The 19,791-nt window shown below is 51.6% G+C and carries 19 protein-coding genes; 4 read left to right on the forward strand and 15 right to left on the reverse strand.

All coding sequences use genetic code 11. The annotated features are described in order from the left end of the window. Position 1: 1 nt before the first annotated feature. Complete coding sequence (gene arfB / locus ACJJI4_RS16000) at positions 2 to 421, reverse strand: alternative ribosome rescue aminoacyl-tRNA hydrolase ArfB (RefSeq protein ID WP_444896256.1); 420 nt, start codon at positions 419 to 421, stop codon at positions 2 to 4. A gap of 426 nt (positions 422 to 847) precedes the next feature. Here arfB and ACJJI4_RS16005 point away from each other — a divergent pair, with 426 nt between their 5' ends. From ACJJI4_RS16005 to ACJJI4_RS16015, 3 genes are all read left to right on the forward strand, one after another. After that, entirely contained in the window at positions 848 to 3,256 is a 2,409-nt protein-coding gene (locus ACJJI4_RS16005) for an autotransporter domain-containing protein (RefSeq protein ID WP_444925772.1), read from the forward strand. A gap of 115 nt (positions 3,257 to 3,371) precedes the next feature. After that, the gene (locus ACJJI4_RS16010) at positions 3,372 to 3,902 is read left to right on the forward strand and encodes a GNAT family N-acetyltransferase (RefSeq protein ID WP_444925773.1); all 531 of its coding nucleotides are present in this window, start codon (positions 3,372 to 3,374) and stop codon (positions 3,900 to 3,902) included. A 147-nt stretch (positions 3,903 to 4,049) separates the two neighbouring features. Then, positions 4,050 to 4,340: a DUF1540 domain-containing protein gene (locus tag ACJJI4_RS16015; RefSeq protein ID WP_413663139.1), complete on the forward strand. Its 291-nt coding sequence runs from the start codon at positions 4,050 to 4,052 to the stop codon at positions 4,338 to 4,340. Between the two features lie 71 nt (positions 4,341 to 4,411). On the opposite strand, the gene ACJJI4_RS16020 is transcribed toward ACJJI4_RS16015, so the two are convergent. From ACJJI4_RS16020 to ACJJI4_RS16085, 14 genes are all read right to left on the reverse strand, one after another. After that, positions 4,412 to 6,127: an AMP-binding protein gene (locus tag ACJJI4_RS16020; protein WP_444925774.1), complete on the reverse strand. Its 1,716-nt coding sequence runs from the start codon at positions 6,125 to 6,127 to the stop codon at positions 4,412 to 4,414. Between the two features lie 893 nt (positions 6,128 to 7,020). After that, positions 7,021 to 8,004 (reverse strand): lipoyl synthase, encoded by a 984-nt coding sequence (gene lipA, locus ACJJI4_RS16025; RefSeq protein ID WP_282931475.1) that lies wholly within the window; start codon positions 8,002 to 8,004, stop codon positions 7,021 to 7,023. Further along, a complete protein-coding gene (lipB, locus tag ACJJI4_RS16030) occupies positions 7,997 to 8,698 on the reverse strand; it encodes a lipoyl(octanoyl) transferase LipB (RefSeq protein WP_444915656.1) in 702 nt (233 codons plus the stop codon). The genes lipA and lipB overlap by 8 nt, the downstream gene beginning before the upstream one ends. Continuing rightward, positions 8,698 to 8,979: an HP0495 family protein gene (locus ACJJI4_RS16035; RefSeq protein WP_282931473.1), complete on the reverse strand. Its 282-nt coding sequence runs from the start codon at positions 8,977 to 8,979 to the stop codon at positions 8,698 to 8,700. Before ACJJI4_RS16035 ends, lipB begins: the two co-directional genes overlap by 1 nt. A 167-nt stretch (positions 8,980 to 9,146) precedes the next feature. Continuing rightward, positions 9,147 to 10,292 (reverse strand): D-alanyl-D-alanine carboxypeptidase family protein, encoded by a 1,146-nt coding sequence (locus ACJJI4_RS16040; protein WP_282931472.1) that lies wholly within the window; start codon positions 10,290 to 10,292, stop codon positions 9,147 to 9,149. Between the two features lie 249 nt (positions 10,293 to 10,541). Then, a complete protein-coding gene (locus ACJJI4_RS16045) occupies positions 10,542 to 11,417 on the reverse strand; it encodes a septal ring lytic transglycosylase RlpA family protein (protein ID WP_282931471.1) in 876 nt (291 codons plus the stop codon). Positions 11,418 to 11,564: 147 nt separating this feature from the next. After that, positions 11,565 to 12,575, reverse strand: coding sequence for a lytic murein transglycosylase B (mltB, locus tag ACJJI4_RS16050; protein ID WP_444925775.1), 1,011 nt, complete (start codon positions 12,573 to 12,575; stop codon positions 11,565 to 11,567). 42 nt (positions 12,576 to 12,617) lie between these two features. Further along, a complete protein-coding gene (gene rodA / locus ACJJI4_RS16055) occupies positions 12,618 to 13,763 on the reverse strand; it encodes a rod shape-determining protein RodA (RefSeq protein ID WP_413663143.1) in 1,146 nt (381 codons plus the stop codon). Further along, on the reverse strand, positions 13,756 to 15,651 hold the full coding sequence (mrdA, locus tag ACJJI4_RS16060) for a penicillin-binding protein 2 (RefSeq protein ID WP_444925776.1): 1,896 nt from the start codon (positions 15,649 to 15,651) through the stop codon (positions 13,756 to 13,758). The genes rodA and mrdA overlap by 8 nt, the downstream gene beginning before the upstream one ends. 120 nt (positions 15,652 to 15,771) lie before the next feature. After that, positions 15,772 to 16,248, reverse strand: a complete 477-nt coding sequence (gene rlmH, locus ACJJI4_RS16065; RefSeq protein ID WP_282931467.1) for a 23S rRNA (pseudouridine(1915)-N(3))-methyltransferase RlmH — start codon at positions 16,246 to 16,248, stop codon at positions 15,772 to 15,774. A 5-nt stretch (positions 16,249 to 16,253) separates the two neighbouring features. Further along, the gene (rsfS, locus tag ACJJI4_RS16070) at positions 16,254 to 16,631 is read right to left on the reverse strand and encodes a ribosome silencing factor (protein ID WP_444896239.1); all 378 of its coding nucleotides are present in this window, start codon (positions 16,629 to 16,631) and stop codon (positions 16,254 to 16,256) included. Next, entirely contained in the window at positions 16,628 to 17,335 is a 708-nt protein-coding gene (gene nadD / locus ACJJI4_RS16075; protein ID WP_444925777.1) for a nicotinate-nucleotide adenylyltransferase, read from the reverse strand. The genes rsfS and nadD overlap by 4 nt, the downstream gene beginning before the upstream one ends. A gap of 24 nt (positions 17,336 to 17,359) precedes the next feature. Next, positions 17,360 to 18,643, reverse strand: coding sequence for a glutamate-5-semialdehyde dehydrogenase (locus ACJJI4_RS16080; protein WP_444925778.1), 1,284 nt, complete (start codon positions 18,641 to 18,643; stop codon positions 17,360 to 17,362). Positions 18,644 to 18,739: 96 nt separating this feature from the next. Continuing rightward, a complete protein-coding gene (locus ACJJI4_RS16085) occupies positions 18,740 to 19,315 on the reverse strand; it encodes an LON peptidase substrate-binding domain-containing protein (RefSeq protein WP_413663148.1) in 576 nt (191 codons plus the stop codon). Positions 19,316 to 19,509: 194 nt separating this feature from the next. On the opposite strand from ACJJI4_RS16085, the gene ACJJI4_RS16090 reads away from it, so the two are divergent. After that, on the forward strand, positions 19,510 to 19,791 hold the full coding sequence (locus tag ACJJI4_RS16090) for a peptidylprolyl isomerase (protein ID WP_282931463.1): 282 nt from the start codon (positions 19,510 to 19,512) through the stop codon (positions 19,789 to 19,791).

Here is a 19,791-nt window from a genome sequence, read left to right on the forward strand (position 1 = left end):
ATTAGTGCTGATCTTTTACCTTACCCCTCATTGATTTCACCTGAGAACGACGATTTTTTGCTTGTAAACGGCGCTCCTTGGCACCTCGACTGGGCTTGGTAGCCACACGAAACTTTGGCCTGAATGCGGCTTTATCCACCAGCTCCTGTAATCGCTCTAGGGCATCTGCACGGTTTTTTTCCTGGGTCCTAAACCTCTGGGCCTTGATAATCACCACTCCATCTGAAGAAATACGCCGATCTTTGAGCTTCAAAAGGCCATCTTTAATTAGCTGAGGAAGTGAAGAAGCCTGAATATCAAAGCGCAGGTGAATTGCACTGGAAACTTTATTTACATTTTGGCCACCGGCGCCTTGAGCGCGTATCGCACTCATTTCAATCTCATCTTGAGAAACCAATATCCTGCCTTTTCCATAAACCATAAATATCCAAAGCCTGAGCTACATCGTTTTACTAAAAATACAAAACTCTATGACTATTTTGCCCAAATAGTGCAGCTATTAACCAGTCCCGCCACACAGATACAATTCGCCATTGACAGAAATCAATATACCGAAAAATGCTTTCTATAAAGTGAGGATATCAGGGGGTAAACCTCATTTACCGGGAAACCCTCATTAAGTAATATTGCGCCAGCCAAATAAAAGCTAGTGAAGCGGCCTGAGAGCCGACCAGAATACGCGGGATGATTAGTGACTTATTTTCAAGTCTCAGTCAAATCCGCTAACATTGCCCAGCTTCCTCGAAGTACTGGAGCAAAGAACAATAAAGACTCGCGCCCTGTAGTTTCCTCTGGACTGCTCCCGATGTCTCCGCGGGTGTGAGATTACCGCGACAAGGAGAAAACCATGCACAACGCCAAGCGTAGCCTCGCAGCGGCCATTGCACTCGCAACAATGACAAGCTCTGCAGCTTTTGCTAAAGACACCGCCTTTTCCCAAGTTATCGCCTTTGGTGACAGTCTGACTGATGTTGGCAACTACGATGTGTTCACTAATGGTGGCGACGATCGTGAAGTAGCCATTAGTCTTTTATCCCAGAATCTCGGCTTGGGTGCAGTTACACCGTCTTGTGCAGGTATGCAATCTTCCTTTTGCCTACCCACCGTAGACCCCTCGTTGAGTGCAGAGGATCTTGAAGATTCAGTTACTGCTCAGATTGCTGCTGGCTTGAGCAATGCTGGTACAGGCTGGGCCGTAGGTGGACATAAAGCTGCTGATGTTCTGATGAATATCATCGGCCCCGACAACTATGCGGCCTACCTGCAAGCATATGGCCTAGAAGCTGACCCGAGCCGTCATAACTTGTTAAGCGCCCTGATGCCAACCACTGGTGACGAGGGCTTAACGCCCAACTATCCAGACTCCCAACTATTGGGTCAATTGCTAGTACAACAGGCCACAGCAGCCCAACTAGTAGCTGAAGCCGAAGCAGCTAAGGCTGAGGGAGATATGGCTACTTATGCTAACTTGATGACTCAAGCTGCCGCTATGGGCAACGCAATTAAAGACACCTTTGCTGGTCTTATTGGTACCACCGGAATCTCTGGCAATCCACACCCTCTAGGCATGGGCTACTTAGAAAGTACTCTCGGTAGCGTTGACCACAACGCACTTTACTGGGTGAATGGCGGGGGCAACGACCTGCTCAGCGGCTTCAAAAGTGTCAGTGCAGGTAGCGCAACCATCGAAGCCGTCACAGCAGAACTGGAAATAGCATCGACAATGCTGGCCAGCGCCGCTGGCGCACTATCCGACGCTGGCGCCAACTACATTCTACTGTCTAACGTACCAGACATTAGCAAGACCCCAGGTGTTTATGCCGAAATCCAAGGCACTGACAGCGCCACCGCCCTCCAAACAGCCATTGACGCCGGCCTAATGAGCCAGGAAGATGCCAACTCTCTCCAAGCAGCCGTTGACGCTGGCCTGATGAGCCAAGAAGATGCCGATGCTCAGGTAAAGTCTGCCTTCTTCCTAGCAGCTAGCGCCGCTTCTGAGTCCTTCAACGCTGATTTATTAAGCAAAGCAAAGAATATCGACGGCGTATTGATGGTCGACCAGGCCGGTATCCTGAAAGTCGCTCTAAACAACCCTACAGTATTTGGATTAGCTTCTTCTGAGGACCAACAGTTTTGTTACGACGATAGTGGTAACGACTGCGTAGAGCATGAAGTATACGGTATTGATGGCTCGGCCCCCGATGCGAACAAGCTGATCTTTAACGATACGGTTCATCCTACCCAAATTGGTCAGGAAATCCTCGGTGACTACTACACCGCCGTCGTCAATGCGGCTCAAGTTGCCGGGCAACTGCCAGATATTGCCATCCAATCTGCTCGCACCCACACCAACAGCTTGGACGAGAGCCTCGCTAGCATGCGCTATCGCACTGCGCAAACTGGCGTTTTCGCCGGTAGCTCCCTGGGTAACGTCGACTACGATACAGATTACACCGCCAATGTCAGGGGAGATGGCTATTCCAATATTCTCGGCATGACTTTCGCCGTGCGCGACAATGCGGAAATCGGTTTTGCAGTAAGCCGCTCCAATATTGATGTGGATAATTCACAGCTTGCTATTGATTCCACCTCAACCAACTACAGCGTTTTTGGCCGCATGCACTACGACATTTTCTTTGTCGAAAGTAACGCGACCCTGACCGATGTAGATTACGATGACGTCAGCCGTTCTGTCTCTTTGGGCGACACTTATAACGGCAACCTGACCGGGAATACCTCTGGCGAGAACTTGTCCTTGGGTATTACTGCCGGTGCCAACCTGCTCAATAGCGAAACCTTCCAGTTCGGTCCATTTGTAAGCTTTACCAAGGTAACTACGGATGTAGATGGCTACACCGAAGATGCCATCGAAGGCTTTACCTATACCGACCTGAGTGGTAATGAGCTCGACCCTCTGGGTATGCACTACGGTGATCAGGAGCGCCGCCTGAGAAATATGCGTTTTGGTGCCTTCGCCAATAAGAGCTGGGACACCATTAATGCCTATGCAGAAATTTGGTACGAAGACACCAACGGTACTGAAGAAGACACTATTGAAGTGGGTGTAAAATCCATGGAAGGCAATATGAATGCCATGCCTAGCTATGCCAGTGTCGACGAAGGTATCTTCAACGGTGGTATGGGTATGATTGCCGGTATTCGCTGGCAAGCAGCTGACGCTATCGCAGTCAGCGCAACTGTCGCTTCCCGCCCAACGACTGAATCTGCTTCCGTCAATTTAACTTACCGCTTCTAAGTGGTAACTGTGCCCCCCTACCAGGGGGCACAGCCTCCCCTTCTATTTAACTACGATTCTTCTCACCTCAGAGCCTTCCCTCATCAGTGAAACTGAAAAAACAGGGTCCGTCCAAATGCTCCGATTAGAAACTGACAACCTGGTTATTCAAGAGCTTAATGAAGACCGGGATAACGGTTTAATGCTGGCACTACTCAATGATGCCGATTTTCTAAAGAATATTGGCGATCGCGGAGTTCGCACAAAAAGTGAGGCTCGCAACTATATCCTAAATGGTCCCATTGCCATGTATCGTGAGCACGGCTTTGGTATGTACAAAGTGTCCTTGAACAATGGCACTGCAATAGGCATCTGCGGACTGGTTAAGCGAGAGGGGCTCAATGGAGCCGATATTGGTTTTGCCTTTTTACCCGATTATCGTGGCCAGGGTTTTGCTTTAGAAGCTGCCAAAGCTGTAATGATGTACGCCAGGGATATACTGGGATTAACGCGAATCCTTGCGATTGCACAACCAGAAAATAAACCCTCTATCCGATTACTGGAAAAACTCGGCCTAGCCCACGAGAAGCAAATTGTATTGCCAGGCGAGACTGAGAAACTGGCTTTAATGGCCTGGGACAAAGACGCAGCTGAAATAACAAACTAGAATAAAAACTATTTCTTAAGAAAGTAATTCTGATATACAGCGTCACTGCACCTTGATAATAAAAATACCACACAGACCCTGTGGTTTTTCATTGACATGCAACCATGCTGGTCTAGTCTCCAACTTACTATTAAGGAGAGGACTGCCATGATTATCGCAACCGATATGCCAGAAGTCAGTCGATGTGCCGCCAGCCAATGTGCTTATAACGCCAATGATGCTTGCCACGCCAGAGCAATTACCATTGGTGACGGTGCCGATCCCGACTGTGATACTTTCTTCACCAACTCCCGTCATACAAGCAGCTCCCGTACCGCCGGCGTTGGTGCCTGCAAAATGGAAGACTGTAAATTTAATGATGACTTCGAGTGCTCAGCAGAAAGTATTCAAATTGGGCTGACAGGAAAATCCCAGCACTGTCAGAGCTACACTCACTGACTAGGCAACCAACAACCCAATAAAAAAGCCCGGATCAATACTCACCGGGCTTTTCTATTAATCGGGGGCGATTAACTCACAGGTTCAAGTGAAGCCTCTTTTGAGCCCTCACTCACCGCAGTGCGAGACTCCCATACAATCCCCTTGGTATCCACGTGTTGTTTAAATAAAGGCTGATAATGAGCTTCAAGTACCTTTCGCTTAATCTTTAGTGTCGGCGTTAGGAATTCATTGAGGGGAGTCCACTCTTCTTTGGTAATAAAGATGGTCTTAATCCGCTCATGTTGCGGTAACTTATCATTTACCGAAGTCAGTAGCTTCTGCAAATGCTCATTAACTTCTCCCCGTGGTAATTTCTCAGCGGACTCGGAGATAGTCACCAGCATTACCGGCTGATCCATACCGTGCCCCAGAACACAGAGCTGGGCCAGCATTGTCTCATTACCAAAAAATCCTTCGAGTCGGCTGGGCTGAATAAACTTGCCTTTACTGGTTTTGAAGGTTTCTGAAATACGCCCAGTGATATGTACCAGACCGTCCTTATCAATAAATCCAGAATCACCCGTGTGGTAATAACCGTCCCGTATTACCTCCGCAGTTTTTTCCGGTTCAAGATAGTATCCCTTCATCAAGGAACCGCTCTTAAAGAGTATCTCCCCTTCCTCAGAAATCTTAACTTCACAGCCGTGATAAGGCTTACCAACCGTCCCCGGCACAGGATCTTCCCCCGGCGGAGCAAAGCAACCATAAATAAAATTCTCGGTCATACCGTAGCCATCGGCCACCTTCATTCCCATGCGGTGGTACCACCGCAGTAGTTCAATGGAAATAGGGGATGCGCCGCTAACCAATATTTCTGCATCATCCAACCCCAGACCATTGCGAACTTTCTTTCTCAACCAGGTATTGATTCCAGGAATACGTAGCAGTACTTCTTGCAGTGACGGCGGGATTTTTTCATCAATTCCCTCTTTAAACTTGGTCCAAAGACGAGGAACCGAGAAGAACATCGTCGGGCGCGTGCGCTTTAAATCTTCCAGGAAAGTATCCAGAGATTCGGGGAAATGAATTGGGGTACCAGAATACAAACAATGGAATTCAACCAATATCCGCTCTGCAGCATGAGCTAAGGGCAAATAGGAAAGAACACGGTCATTCTCATCCATTCCATAACCGCGAATCATATTTGGGGAGACAAAAACCACCGAAGACCAGCTATGCATAACCCCTTTTGGATTACCTGTAGTTCCAGAGGTGTACATGATCGTAAAGATATCATCCAGATCAAAAGTCGGCTTCTCCTCAAAGCGCTCACTCTCTTTGATTAGGGTTTCCAGATCCTGGTCACAACGGATCTCACAGCGCTGGATAGCGACCGAGGGCAGCTTATCAGCAACTTCCTGTAGAGCCGCATTATTGTCGGTGGCCCCACAGAAAAGCATCTTCGATTCAGAGTGCTGTAAGACATAAGTCATTGAGGAGACAGATTGACCTGGGTAAAGCGGCACGCTGATCATTCCCGCCAGCATGATACCCACATCCACAATAATCCAGTCCGCACAATTTTTGCCGTGAATAGCGATGCGATCACCGGGCTCGTACTGAGCGCGCAGGTAGCCAGCAATCCTGCGAGCCCGATCCATTACCTCACCCCAGGTATAGTCTCTCCATTGCCGCTGCTGCATTTGGCGAAGAAAGACTGTATCAGCCTGCTGCGCCTCCCTCTGATAAAGAAGCTCTAAAGGTTGCAGGCCCTTCACCTTCTCGTACTTTTCTTCCGGGGTCATCGCTAGTCCTCTCTGATTATTGTGTTTTTTTTAATTATGAGCAGTATCATTTGTCCGGGCAGATTGCACCAATATGCAGCACACCCTGAGCGGAGTTACCAAGATAACTAAGCAGCAAAGCCATTAAATAACGACTTTTAGCCAGCTTGGCTAGATCCGCCGAATGAATATGGCAGATGAAACACCTAAAAAGGCAGAATCTCTGACAGTTATTGTTTTACCTTAAGTTACTGAAGATCAGCTGTTAGTGCAATTATTGTTATCAACCATAAAATGCGAATGACTGGTCACAAAGAAGCAGGCTCTTTGCTGCTTAATTGGGACATCAGGTCTAACAAAAGTATCCCTTTTATCAGGCAGGGCGCTACTTACTAATAGGACTAAAAACTAGAGCATTGTGGTACACAGTGTCACATGAGTGTAATTCAAAATTACTTTTGATTTCTTAAAAATTTAATCCGCACCAATTTCTAATTTGATATCACGGTTACAGAGAAACAACCTGAGACAACAAGCAAAAACAAATAGCAAAACCCGACTTAAAAAGTCCGAAAACCACAAAACTTTCCTTTTAGCAAGTGCGAGCACCCAGGTAAAACTAAAAACGACAAAAGCCACGGAGACTTAAAATCCATTTAAGGCAATTAATACATTAACCTTAATTTAATTAAGAACATTAACAGCTCTTAAATATTGAAAATAGCCGCCTCAATACTTCAGAGAAAATAACTTTAATTTCTCATTCAAGAATATACTTTCAGAGCTCGCAACACAGAAAGCATTGTCAGTTTTGTATAAAAATAGATGTGTTTAACTGGGCGTTAAAAGCGAGATTGAGGAGGGAGAAATGGGGAGAGGGATGTGAAAAACACCCCCCTCTCCTACAAATTGTATTAACCTACCTTTTCTCCGTGAGCCTGCTTATCAGCATGGTAAGAAGAGCGTACCAAGGGACCACAGGCCGCGTGCTTAAAGCCGATTTGCTCGGCGTAGCGGCGATACTCTTCAAACTCATCCGGGTGGACGTAGCGCTGTACCGGCAAGTGTTCTTTACTCGGTTGCAGATACTGGCCGATCGTAAGCATATCGATATCATGCTCGCGCATATCGTCCATTACCTGGAAAATTTCCTCTTTCTCCTCACCCAGGCCAACCATCAACCCGGACTTGGTCAGTACGTCAGGGCGACGCTTTTTGTATTCCTGCAGCAGCTTTAAAGACCACTTGTAATTGGCACCGGGACGAGACTCTTTATACAGGCGTGGCACAGTTTCCAAATTGTGGTTAAACACATCCGGAGCTTCTTTCTCCAGAATGTCCAGCGCTACATCCATACGGCCGCGGAAATCCGGAGTGAGAATTTCCACTTGCAGGTTCGGGGATTGCGCTCTCGATTCACGAATACAATTGGCAAAATGCTCGGCGCCACCATCGCGCAAGTCATCCCGGTCAACAGAGGTGATTACCACATAGCGCAAACTCATTGCAGCAATGGCATCCGCCAGGTTCTTAGGCTCTTCCGGGTCCAGTGGATTGGGCTTACCGTGGCCTACGTCGCAGAAAGGACAGCGACGGGTACAGATTTCACCCATGATCATAAATGTCGCGGTACCGCCACTAAAGCACTCTCCCAAATTAGGGCAGCTCGCCTCTTCACAAACCGTTGACAGTTTTTGTGAGCGGAGAATATTTTTGATGCGATCCACTTCTTTTGAAGCGGGAACCTTTACGCGAATCCAGTCAGGCTTACGCAGCAGGTTATCGCTGGCAATTACCTTCACCGGGATACGCTCTACCTTATCGCCATCGCGAAGTTTCTCCCCCTGCTGGAGGCGGCGAGTGCGCTTAACGGGCACCAGGTCGGGTTTATCAGCCATTACTTAATTCCTGCTGTTCTGCGCTCAGCTGCGCAAATACTTTTTCATCAATGGGTTGCCACTGGGCGTCGGGCAACTGAAGAGTGTGGAGCAGCTCGCGTACAAAAATCTCGGCGACCTGGCTCCAACTCGGGGTTGGTTCCAATATTTCTGCCATCTGCACCATCTGCATCCCCGCATAGCCACAGGGGTTGATCCGCAGGAATGGAGCCAGATCCATATCGATATTGATGGCGATACCGTGGAAACTGCACCCCCGCCGAACTCGCAATCCGATAGAGGCAATCTTACTTCCCGCACGTGGGCCTTCAGTGAGGTAGACCCCAGGCGCATCGGCCCTGGGTGCCGCTGCAACACCAAAAGTTTCCAGCATTGCCACCGTGGCAGTCTCCAGGGCAGTGACCAGATCACGCACGCCGATTTTTGCTCTGCGTAGGTCCAACAATGGGTACACCACCAACTGGCCGGGGCCGTGATAAGTCACCTGTCCCCCACGATCCACCTGAACCACGGGTATATCACCGGTATTCAGCAGGTGCTCGGCTTTGCCTGCCTGCCCCTGGGTGAAAACCGGCTCGTGCTCTACACACCAGATCTCGTCGGCAGTTTCGCCATCGCGACTATCGGTATAGCGCGACATGGCCTGCCAGACACTCTTGTAATCTCGCCGCGCAAGATCGCGAACAATGGTCATCAGAGCACCATATGCACAGCGGGGTGCTGTTTCAGTTCTTCAAATAATGCTTTGAGCTGCTCCTCACCAGTGGCGAGGATAAAGAAAGTCATTGAGGTGAATTTACCAGTACTACTGTCACGCAAGGTAACGCGCTCTTCATCCAGGCCGGGGGCATGGCGACGCATCACATCCAGTACAAATTCGTGCGCCTCATCATTGGCATCACGCACGACCTTGACCATGTAGTCTTCGCAGGGAAATTCAATTTTCGGGGCTTTTTGATTGGGATCTTGACTCATACCACTCTCCGGGGCCGGGCTGTTAGATATTGAGAAAAGCTTAGGCACAGCCGGGCGGCGATTATACAGCGGCTAAACAGCAGTGGACAGTGAGCAAAAGGGGAAGTGGACAGAGAGTGGGGAGGGATGGACAGGGATGGGAATCATTCCCATCCCTAAATCAGCAATTAGCTAAAAAAGCCCATTACAAAGCGCTTGATGGAGTCCCACATGCGCTTGAAGAAACCGGCACGCTCCACATCTTCGGCAGCAACGGCTTTAACATCGGCGACAGTCTCACCATCCAGGGTCACAACAACTTTACCCACTGGCTGGCCCTTCTGTACAGGCGCTTCCAGCTCGCCATCCACAATCAGGTCGGCCTTAATGCCTTCCTCACCGCCACGGGGGATGGTAACGAATACATCTTTAGCTACGGCAATACCCACGCTGGGCTCTTTACCACCCCAGACACGCTCCGTCTGCAACTCTTCACCCTGACCATAGACCTTATGGGTTTGGTAGTAGCGGAAGCCGTAGGCGAGCAGTTTTTGGGTCTCAGAGGCGCGCTTCTCATCACTGTCGGTGCCGACAACAATAGCAACCAGGCGCATGCCGCGCTTCATTGCAGAAGCTACCAGGCAGTACCCTGCTTCTTCCGTATGGCCGGTCTTAATTCCGTCTACAGAGGAATCGCGCCACAGCAAACGATTGCGGTTGGGCTGGTTAATGCCGGAGTAGCTGAAATACTTCTCGGAATAAATATCGTAATGCTCTGGGTGGTCCATTATCAGCGCGCGCGCCAGTACACCCAGGTCATGGGCAGTCGTTACATGCCCCTCTGCAGGCCAGCCGGTGGCGTTGACGAAGTTAGTATCTTCCATTCCCAGCAGCTCTGCCTGCTGGTTCATAACTTCGGCAAAGACCTCTTCACTACCAGAGACGTGTTCTGCCAGGGCGATACTCGCATCGTTACCGGACTGAATAATCACACCGCGCATCAAGTCGATAACCGGCACCTGGTCACCCACTTTGACAAACATCTTGGAGCCACCCTTGCGCCAGGCCTTTTCAGAGATACGAACCATATCGTTTTCTTTGATGCTCCCCTTAAGGATCTCCTCAGAAACGATATAGGCCGTCATCATCTTGGTAAGGCTTGCCGGCGGTACCGGAGTATCCGCCTCGTGCTCAACCAGGACCTGACCGGTATTGGCATCTAAGAGCAGGTAAGACTTCGCCGCCAATTGAGGCGGTGCAGGGATAAGAGATTGCGCCTGGGCCAGGCCCGCACATAACAACAGGAAAGAACAGGCGATAATCCGTGTGATCATAGGTATATGTCTCGTCATTCCTCGTTTTCGTTGGCTTAACCTGCAACGAAATCTACAAGGTTAATCAGCGGCACTAGAGCTTGTCACCAAACGCCGCCTATCATTACAAAATTACAAAATACAAGAAAAAACGCGTCAATGCGCACTATTTTGTGAACGGGTATTCAAATGACTGCCACCGATAGCATCAGTCACAATCATTTAAGGCAGATATCACCCTTCCCTATTGATACCCAAGAGCCCACAACACTATTCGTAAACTACTTGTGGCTGTCCAAATTGCTTTTGCTCAACAGTTTCCCGCGCTGTTGCCAAAGCTCTCTGCTGGGTGAGTGGGCCAATTCGCACTCGATAATAAGTCTTGCCGCCACTCTGAACAGAACTAACAGCAACAGGATAGTCAATGGCCGCTGCCAATTGGGTGCGAATTTCCTGGGCCTGCGCGGAACTGCTATAAGCACCAACTTGCAGATAGGTATTGTCGGGCAACTTGATAGTCGTATCTTCCGCCAAACCAGCGGTGCCATCACTATTGGCCAGCACTTCATTGGCCGCCGGCAACGCGGCCGGGTCCAGAGCCTCTACCTCAACCCGAGCAATGCCTTTATCAATGTATCCAAGCTTTTGCGCAGCAGTATAACTGAGGTCGATGATGCGCCCGTGCACAAAGGGCCCCCGATCGTTTACCCGCACGATAATACTGCGGCCATTGTCGAGATTGGTGACCTTGGCATAGCTGGGCAGTGGTAGCGTTTTATGGGCAGCAGACATGGCATACATATTGTAGACCTCGCCATTTGCAGTGCGTCGGCCGTGGAATTTTGTTCCATACCAGGAAGCCTGCCCCACCTCTTTATAGCCCTTGACGTCATTGCGTACACGATACGTGACACCGTTGACCTTATAAGGGGATTTATTGCCGGCGTCGCCGATCGGCTCGCGGACAGGGATCGGCTCAGGGGCTGCTTGCATATTTACCGGAGCAGCAGGGCCACTATCCTTGATACTATTAAAGTCAGGTTGCTTGGTGTTTTCGGTTTTCTGTGGTTTTGGCTGCGGGCCACTACAGGCCGCTAATATCAGGACCGCCAGGGCCACTCCCCAACGCGCTTTGCACTGAAACATAATCCCCCCGGCGCGCGACAACTTATTGCTGCCGTCTCCAAGCCGCTATTATCTGGAACTGCTAAATAAAATAGAAAAATATGAACACTAAAAACCCAAATGGTTCCCTCCATTTGGGTTAAATTTAGCTGCGGGACTGAAGCCGCCTTAAGACTTGCCGCCTCTCGCTTTAACGATCTCTTGGGCCAGGTCATTGACGGCCATAGCGTAGAGACGACTGCGGTTATAGCGGGTGATAGTCGCGAAATTATTCAAACCGAGCCAATACTGTTTTCCCTGCTCAGTTTGCAGGGAGAATACGTTGGCCGGCATTTCCGGAGCCACCTGGCTAGTAGCGTTAAAGCCTTTGTCCGCCAATTCTCCAACGGTCCACTGCGGCTGCAGAGTATCGTTGACGATTGTCATATCCGCATTCGGGCGGGGGCTGGCCAGTACCGCGACCGGTTCACCGGGCTTCCATCCATGTTTAACGAAATAGTTAGCCACACTGCCGATCGCATCGGTAGGGTTGTTCCATATATCCGCCTTGCCATCGTCGCTGAAGTCCACCGCATAAGAGCGGTAGCTTGAAGGCATGAATTGACCGTAGCCCATAGCCCCAGCATAAGAGCCCTTGAGGGCCAGGGGGTCCATATCCTGCTCACGAGTCAGCAGAAGGTAGTTTTCTAACTCTTTGGTAAAAAACGCAGAGCGACGGGGGTAGTTAAATGCCAGCGTGGAAAGTGCATCCAGAACCCGGTAGCCGCCCATATTACCGCCGTATCGGGTTTCGATACCGATAATGGCAACAATCATCTCTGCCGGTACACCGTATTTCTTTTCAGCCTCAGCCAGGGCCTCGGCATTTTGATCCCAAAAGTCTACCCCACCGGCAATGCTCTGCGGGGTGAGAAACATTTTGCGATATTCGTGCCAGGGCTTGGCTTTCTCAGCTGGCCGTTTGATCGCCTTTAGGATGGAATCTTTGCGCTTGGCCTCACGCATCAGAGTCTGCATTTCTTCGCGATTAAACTCGTGCTCTTCCACCATATAATCTACGAATTCTTGCGCTTGTTTATTATTTCCGTGACCCGGTTCCTGCGCACAGGCGGCGAGGGCCAGTCCCATCCCGATTAATAATCCCGAGGTCCACTTCAAAACGACCGCTCCTGTCTTCATCTCGCGTCTCTAAATCCGGTTATTGTCCCTATGCAGTGTTCCTCAAAAGTGAACTCTGCGCCGCTCAGTGCCAACAGCCATCAACAAGCCAAATCCGGCCATCAATGTAATCAAGGATGTCCCGCCGTAACTAATCACTGGCAAAGGCACCCCAACTACCGGCAACAATCCTGTAACCATACCAATGTTTACAAATACATAGACAAAAAAAGTGAGGGTAATACTCCCCGCCAACAATCGGCCAAATACGTGCTGGGCCATAAAGCTGATGTAAATGCCACGGGCGATAATCAGTACATATAGCAAAAGCAGCAACAGGGCGCCGCGCATACCCCACTCCTCCGACAGTACCGCGATAATAAAATCGGTATGGCTCTCCGGCAGGAAATCGAGCTGTGACTGGGTTCCCTGCAGGTAGCCTTTGCCGTAAACACCACCGGAGCCGATAGCCGCTTTGGAGTTAAATATATTCCAACCAGCACCAAAACGGTCATCATCTGGGTTGAGTAGGGTCAAAATTCGCTGCCGCTGGTAATCGTGGAGCCCCCAGTGCCAAATTGGATAGGCAGCAACCAACAGCGCCATTGCTGCCGCACTGATCATCTTCCAACTCAACCCCGCTAGATACAGGGCAAAAAGACCGGACGCCGCAATCAGGATCGAAGTCCCCAAATCCGGTTGCCGTACGATAAGAGCTGCGGGAATCGCCACAATTGCCAAAGCTCCAATCACTGTGGTCAGTGATGGCGGCAAACGGCGTTGATGCAGGTAAGCTGCCACTGCCATGGGGACACCGAGCTTCATCACTTCCGATGGCTGGAAGCGAAACCCGCCTATCTCCAGCCAGCGCTGTGCCCCCATCGCCTTGGTACCAAAGAACAATACCCCAACCAATAGCGCACAACCGGCCAAATAGGCCCAGGGGGACCAGCGCCGATAAAAATCCAGGGGGATTTGCGCAACGATAAACATGCCCACAAAGGCCACGCACATAAAAATTGACTGGCGCCGCACATAGTTCATATCACCGCCAGAAGCGCTGTACAGCACCCCAAGTCCTACAGCGGCCAACACCAACAACAGCACCAGTAGCGGTATATCAATATGCAGGCGGCGTGAGAGACTGACCGGCTTGCGCAGACTGCCGTGGGCATCTGACAAACGGTGGGAGAAATCGCGACTAGCCATTGCCAGCCCCCTCGCTCAAATAAGTGGTATCCGCCGTCTTTTGCGGTTCCAACTGCGGGCGTGACATCCACTCCGCAAATAGCTCTCTTGCCACCGGAGCAGCAACCTTGCCGCCGCCCTCGCCATTCTCGACCAGTACCGAAACAGCGATACGGGGGTTATCCACAGGCGCGAAAGCCACAAACAGGGCGTGGTCTCGGTGGCGCTCTTGCAGGGCCTCTGAGTCATAGCGCTCCCCCTGGGCAATGCCGACCACCTGAGCGGTACCGGACTTACCCGCCACGCGGAAATCCAGATCTTTACCTGCCCGTTTCCCCGTACCGGTACTGTGGTTGACTACAGCCTCCATTCCCTCGAATACCAAATCCCAGTGATCAGGGCGGGCCTCGAGGTTGTGCAGTATCTCGGGAGGTTGCTCCACCCCGTTGATCGACTTGACCATCTGCGGGCGGTAGTGGGTGCCGCGATTGGCAATCGTGGCAGTCATTACTGCAAGCTGCAGTGGCGTCGCCAACACAAAACCTTGCCCCAGCACCGCATTCAAACTGTCACCGGGGAACCAGGGCATTCCGCGGGCGCCGCGCTTCCAATCTCTAGAGGGAAACAACCCGGAGCGTTCCATGGGCAGATCAATTCCGGTCTTGCTGCCCAAGCCAAAATGAGAGGCGATGCTGTGCATATCATCGATATCCCAGCGGTGCGCCATATCCCAAAAGTAGACGTCACAGCTCTGCGCCATGGCCTGTATCAGATCCACTTTCTCACCGTGCCCCCAGCGCACGTGGTCGCGGTAGATGCGCGGATCGTTCGGCAGCTTGTAAAAGCCGGGGTCCTTGACTGTACTCTCTCGGGTAATAATGCCCGCCTGGAGTCCACCCAGCCCCATCAACGGCTTTAAAGTGGAACCCGGTGGATACTGACCCTGCACCGCCCGATTAAACAGGGGCACATCGAGGGAATCGCTGAGGGCGCGATAGTCGGCAAAGCTGATGCCGGTCACAAACAAGTTGGGGTCGAAGGACGGCTTGCTGACAAACGCCAACACGCCACCGCTATTTACATCGATCGCAACTACTGCACCGCGGCGATCTCCCAGGGCATCAGAGGCGACTTGTTGCAGTTGAGCATCCAGGTTGAGCACCAGATCCGAGCCCGGTTTGGGGTCCTGGCGCTCCAGTACTCGTAAAACCCGGCCACGAGCATTAATTTCAACATTTTCATAGCCGACCTCTCCGAGCAGGAGGTCCTCGTAGGAGCGTTCCAACCCAACCTTACCGATGCTGCGGGTACCGCGATAGCGGCGCACATCACCCTCGGTAAAGTTACTCAGGTCCCGGTCACTGATTCGCCCCACATAGCCCACACTGTGGGCAAATAAATCCCCAAGGGAGTAGTAGCGCACCAACTCCGCCTCCACTGACACCCCAGGCATACGGAATTGATTAACACTGATCCGTGCGATTTCATCTTCGTTCAATCGAAACCGGAGAGGCACTGGCTCATAGGGGCGCCGGCGCTTGAGGCGTTTTTGGAACTTGGTGACATCATTTTCATCGAGTCGCACCAGGTTACCGATCAGCTCTAAAGTGGCATCCATATCGCGCACGCGCTCGCGAACAATCGACAAGTTATAACTGGCGCGGTTATCGGCTAGCAAAATGCCGTTGCGGTCGTAGATCAATCCACGGGTCGGCGCGACCGGGCGCACCTGGATACGGTTCTCATCAGATTGAGTGCGGTAGTCTTCGTAATTAACCACCTGGAGGTTGTATAAACGCGCTACGAGAACACCCAGTAAAAAGATAACCCCCACAAGCGCTACCAACATACGATTGCGAAACAATCGCTGCTCGGTATGGGGGTCCTTGAGATGGTAATCGTGCGGCATCAGAATTTATTCGATGGTTTTTGACTGGCGTGCAAAAAATCTAATTCCCTACATTAACACAGGGCGAGTCTGGAGAGAGAACCGAGTCGGCAAATCTCTCCGCGACTTATCGCAAATATTTTATTTGTGGTAGGGATGGCCGGCCAATAATGTCCAGGCGCGATAAACTTGTTCAGCCAGAACCACTCTCACCAGCGGGTGCGGCAAGGTCAGAGGGGACAGAGACCAGCGCTGGCGCGCACGGGCGAGGCAGTCTTCGGATAAACCGTCGGGCCCACCAATTAAAAGGCTGATATTTTCCCCGAGCATTTGCCAATCACTTAATTGTGCCGACAACTGCTCGGTACTCCAGGGCTTGCCTTTCACATCGAGCGCTACCACGTGATCCCGCGGTCCCAAAGCGGCGAGCATCGCCTCGCCCTCTTTTTTTCGCGCTTTTTCAATCAGGGCTGCAGAGCTCTTTTGGCCTCGTTGGCCGAGTGGAATTTCCACCATTTCCAGAGCAATTTCCCGGGGCAGGCGCTTAGCGTACTCGGCGTAGCCCTCCTGCACCCAAGCCGGCATTTTTCCACCGGCGGCAAGAATGCGGATTTTCACAGCAATTAACCCTGGTGCGGATCACTGCCATCGGCATCGTCACGGGTATTCGGAGTCATAGACCAGAGTTTTTCCAGATCGTAGAAACCGCGAACATCTGCGAGCATCACGTGAACAACCAAGTCACCGTAGTCGACTAATACCCACTCACCTTGGTCGACACCTTCAACACCAATGGGGCGAATACCTTCTTTTTTCAGCTCGTCTACAACGTTCTCTGCCAGGGACTTAACCTGGCGACTGGAAGTACCAGTACAGATCAGCAGATTGTCCATTACATCTGAATGTCCGGAAACATCCAGGGAAACAATATCCTTACCTTTCAAATCTTCCAGCGCATTGAGAGCGATATCTTTAATATTTGTCATAACACCTTGATTCATTGCGGGTCGCCTGAAGCAACCTCTGTATAAAGTCGATGATCTTCTATGTACTGCAACACAGTTGCGGGCAGTAAATAGCGTGGCGACTGGCCACTTTTAATTAATTCGCGAATTTGCGTCGCGGAAATTGGCAACATGGTCTGCTCCCGCAACAGCAGGCAACCACATGCTCGTGTATGCAAGTCTGCAACCGTGCCCCGATGATTCTCCAGCAGTTCTGCCAGAGGGCCATGCTCTTCGCTATCGCGATCTGGCAGGTGCCAGCCCGGCCTTGTTACCACCACCAGATGTGCCAACTCCAAGAGGCGCTCCCAGCGGTGCCAGCGGTGCAGACTCAATAGGGAGTCCAATCCCATGCAGAAACTGATGGAGGTTTCACCTCCCAGTTCACTGCGCAGCTCCTCCAGGGTATCTACCGTATAAGTAGCTCCGCCACGATGGAGTTCTCGCTCATCCAGGGTGAGTTCCTCACACCCCTCCAGCGCCAGAGCCAGCATTTCGCTACGCTGGCGGGACGATACACCTGGCGTCTGCCGGTGGGCGGGCTGGTGGCTGGGTAGCAGGCGCATTTCATCAAATTCGAGCACCTGGCGCAGCTCCAGCGCCATGCGCAAATGACCGAGATGAATCGGATCAAAGGTTCCGCCAAACAGGGCCAACGTATGCCTTTTGCTCGCCACAATTATTTCTCGTACCTCTCGCACTCGCTGCCCCAAAGGGAAAAATGCTTATTGCCGGATATGGCCATCTCCGAACACAATCCATTTTTGCGAAGTGAGCCCTTCCAGGCCAACCGGGCCGCGGGCGTGGATTTTATCAGTACTGATACCAATTTCCGCCCCCAAGCCGTACTCGAAACCGTCAGCAAAACGGGTTGAGGCATTAATCATCACTGAGCTGGCATCCACAGCACTCATAAAGCGGCGGCTGCGACTGTAATCCTGAGTGACAATTGCCTCGGTGTGGCCGGATCCATAACAGGCAATATGCTCCATAGCCGCTTCCATATCCGCAACAACACGCACAGCCAGAACCGGGGCAAGGTATTCCTCACTCCAGTCATCTTCTGTCGCCGCTACACAGTGAGGAATGATTTCACGGGTCCGGTCACAACCGCGCAATTCAACCCCTTTTTCTTCGTAGGCACTAGCCAAGCGCGGCAGTATATCCGCCGCAACCATCTCGGCAACTAAAAGTGTCTCCATGGCGTTACAAACACCATAGCGATGGGTCTTGGCATTGAGGGCGATATCGAAAGCTTTGGCCAGGTCAGCCCGATCATCGATATACACATGACAAACACCGTGCAGGTGTTTGATCACCGGCACTCGGGCTTCGCGACTGACCCTTTCAATCAGGCCGGTTCCGCCCCTGGGTACAATTACATCCACATACTCCGGCATGGTGATCAGGGCACCCACCGCCGCTCGATCGGTGGTATCGACAACCTGCACCGCTGTTTCCGGTAAACCCGCTTCTCGCAAGCCAGCGGTAATACAGGTGGCAATTGCCTTGTTCGAGTGCAGCGCTTCACTGCCTCCACGCAAAATTGTGGCGTTGCCGGATTTTAAGCACAGGCTTGCTGCATCAATGGTCACATTGGGCCTGGACTCATAAATAATGCCCACCACCCCTAGGGGCACACGCATTTTGCCCACTTGAATGCCGCTGGGGCGATAGCGTAAATCTTCAACTTCTCCCACCGGGTCGGGCAGCTCTGCCACCTGTACCAGGCCCTCGATCATGCCATCGATGCGGGCATCATTAAGCTCCAGGCGATCCAGAAGAGCCGCATCCAGGCCGCGCTCGCGACCCGCCTGCATATCCAATGCATTGGCCTTCAGTAAAGACACCCGCTGTGTCTCCAGTTGGGCAGCGATGGCTTTGAGAGCATTATTCTTGGTGGAGGTATCCGCGGCAGCTATCTGTTTGGCGGCGGTACGGGCAGCGCGCCCCATCTGTTCGAGCTTGGCGCGAGTGGATTGCTGATCAGCGGTGTCTGTGGCGGTCACTTGGCTCTCCGTGCAAAATCCGGTCGGCCGCGCAGTATAACCCAGCGAGACCCGGTTGAAAGTGCCGATTACCGGGCCGCACAGCTTTGTATCTAGCTATTCCCGCGTCCAACGGTCCAGGTTCTCGGCGATGGTGGCAAGCCGCATAAGAGGATCTTCTACCGCCAGCAGATCTGTACGAACCTTATCCTCCAGTGGCAGAAGCTGAGCCAATTGCCAGGAAAGTGAGTCCGCAGACTCCACCGGCTCAAATTTAAGTGATAGCGACTGCGCCCGCTCCTTCAACTCCTCCAACACCGACAGAAGACCATCGCAATCCGCCGGAATCGGCTTTTCATCTTCATCTGGTATCCATTCCACGTCCCCCAGAAGCAGGTCATCTTCTGCGCGACGGGTGTGGACAATGCGAAAGCGACGCCGACCTTTCACCTCCACGTTTAGCAGCCCTCCCTCGCCCTGTCCCCAATCCACGATGTCGACATAAACACCGAGAGGCCATACTGAAGCGCGCCCCACTTCACCCCCGGAGCGAATCAATACAATGCCGAAGCCGCTATTGGTTTTCATGGACTCACTGACAAGGTGAATATAGCGCTGCTCAAAAATCCGCAGGGGCAAAGTCACGCCGGGGTATAGAGGGACACTCAGGGGAAAAAGGGGTATCTGTTGCAAAGTCATCACTCATTATTTTTTGTGTGCCCTAAAGATAACATCGCCCTAGGGAACTCTGCGGCAGGTTAAGAGACTTTTTACCGCCAACCGGTTGGATTGGGAGCAAGTTTTTCCACTTTGCGGTAATTGTCGCTGGCAAGCCCAACACCCAGCCTTTAAGCTGCTGCGGTAAATTGACCAAACGGAGATTTTTCATGCCTACAGCAACCGCTCGCCATATCCTGGTTGAAAATGAACAGCAGTGCCAGGACCTGAAACAGCAAATCGAGAACGGCGCTGACTTCGGTAAAATTGCCGAGCAGTACTCCCAGTGCCCCTCTAGCCGTTCCGGCGGTGACCTGGGCTCTTTCAGCAAGGGAATGATGGTTCCCGAGTTTGACAAGGTCGTATTTTCCGAAGAGCTGCACAAGGTACATGGCCCAGTCAAAACCCAGTTTGGCTACCACTTGCTGGAAATCACCAGCCGCCAGGACTGA

Source organism: Microbulbifer maximicatervae (SeqCode), assembly GCF_052467305.1.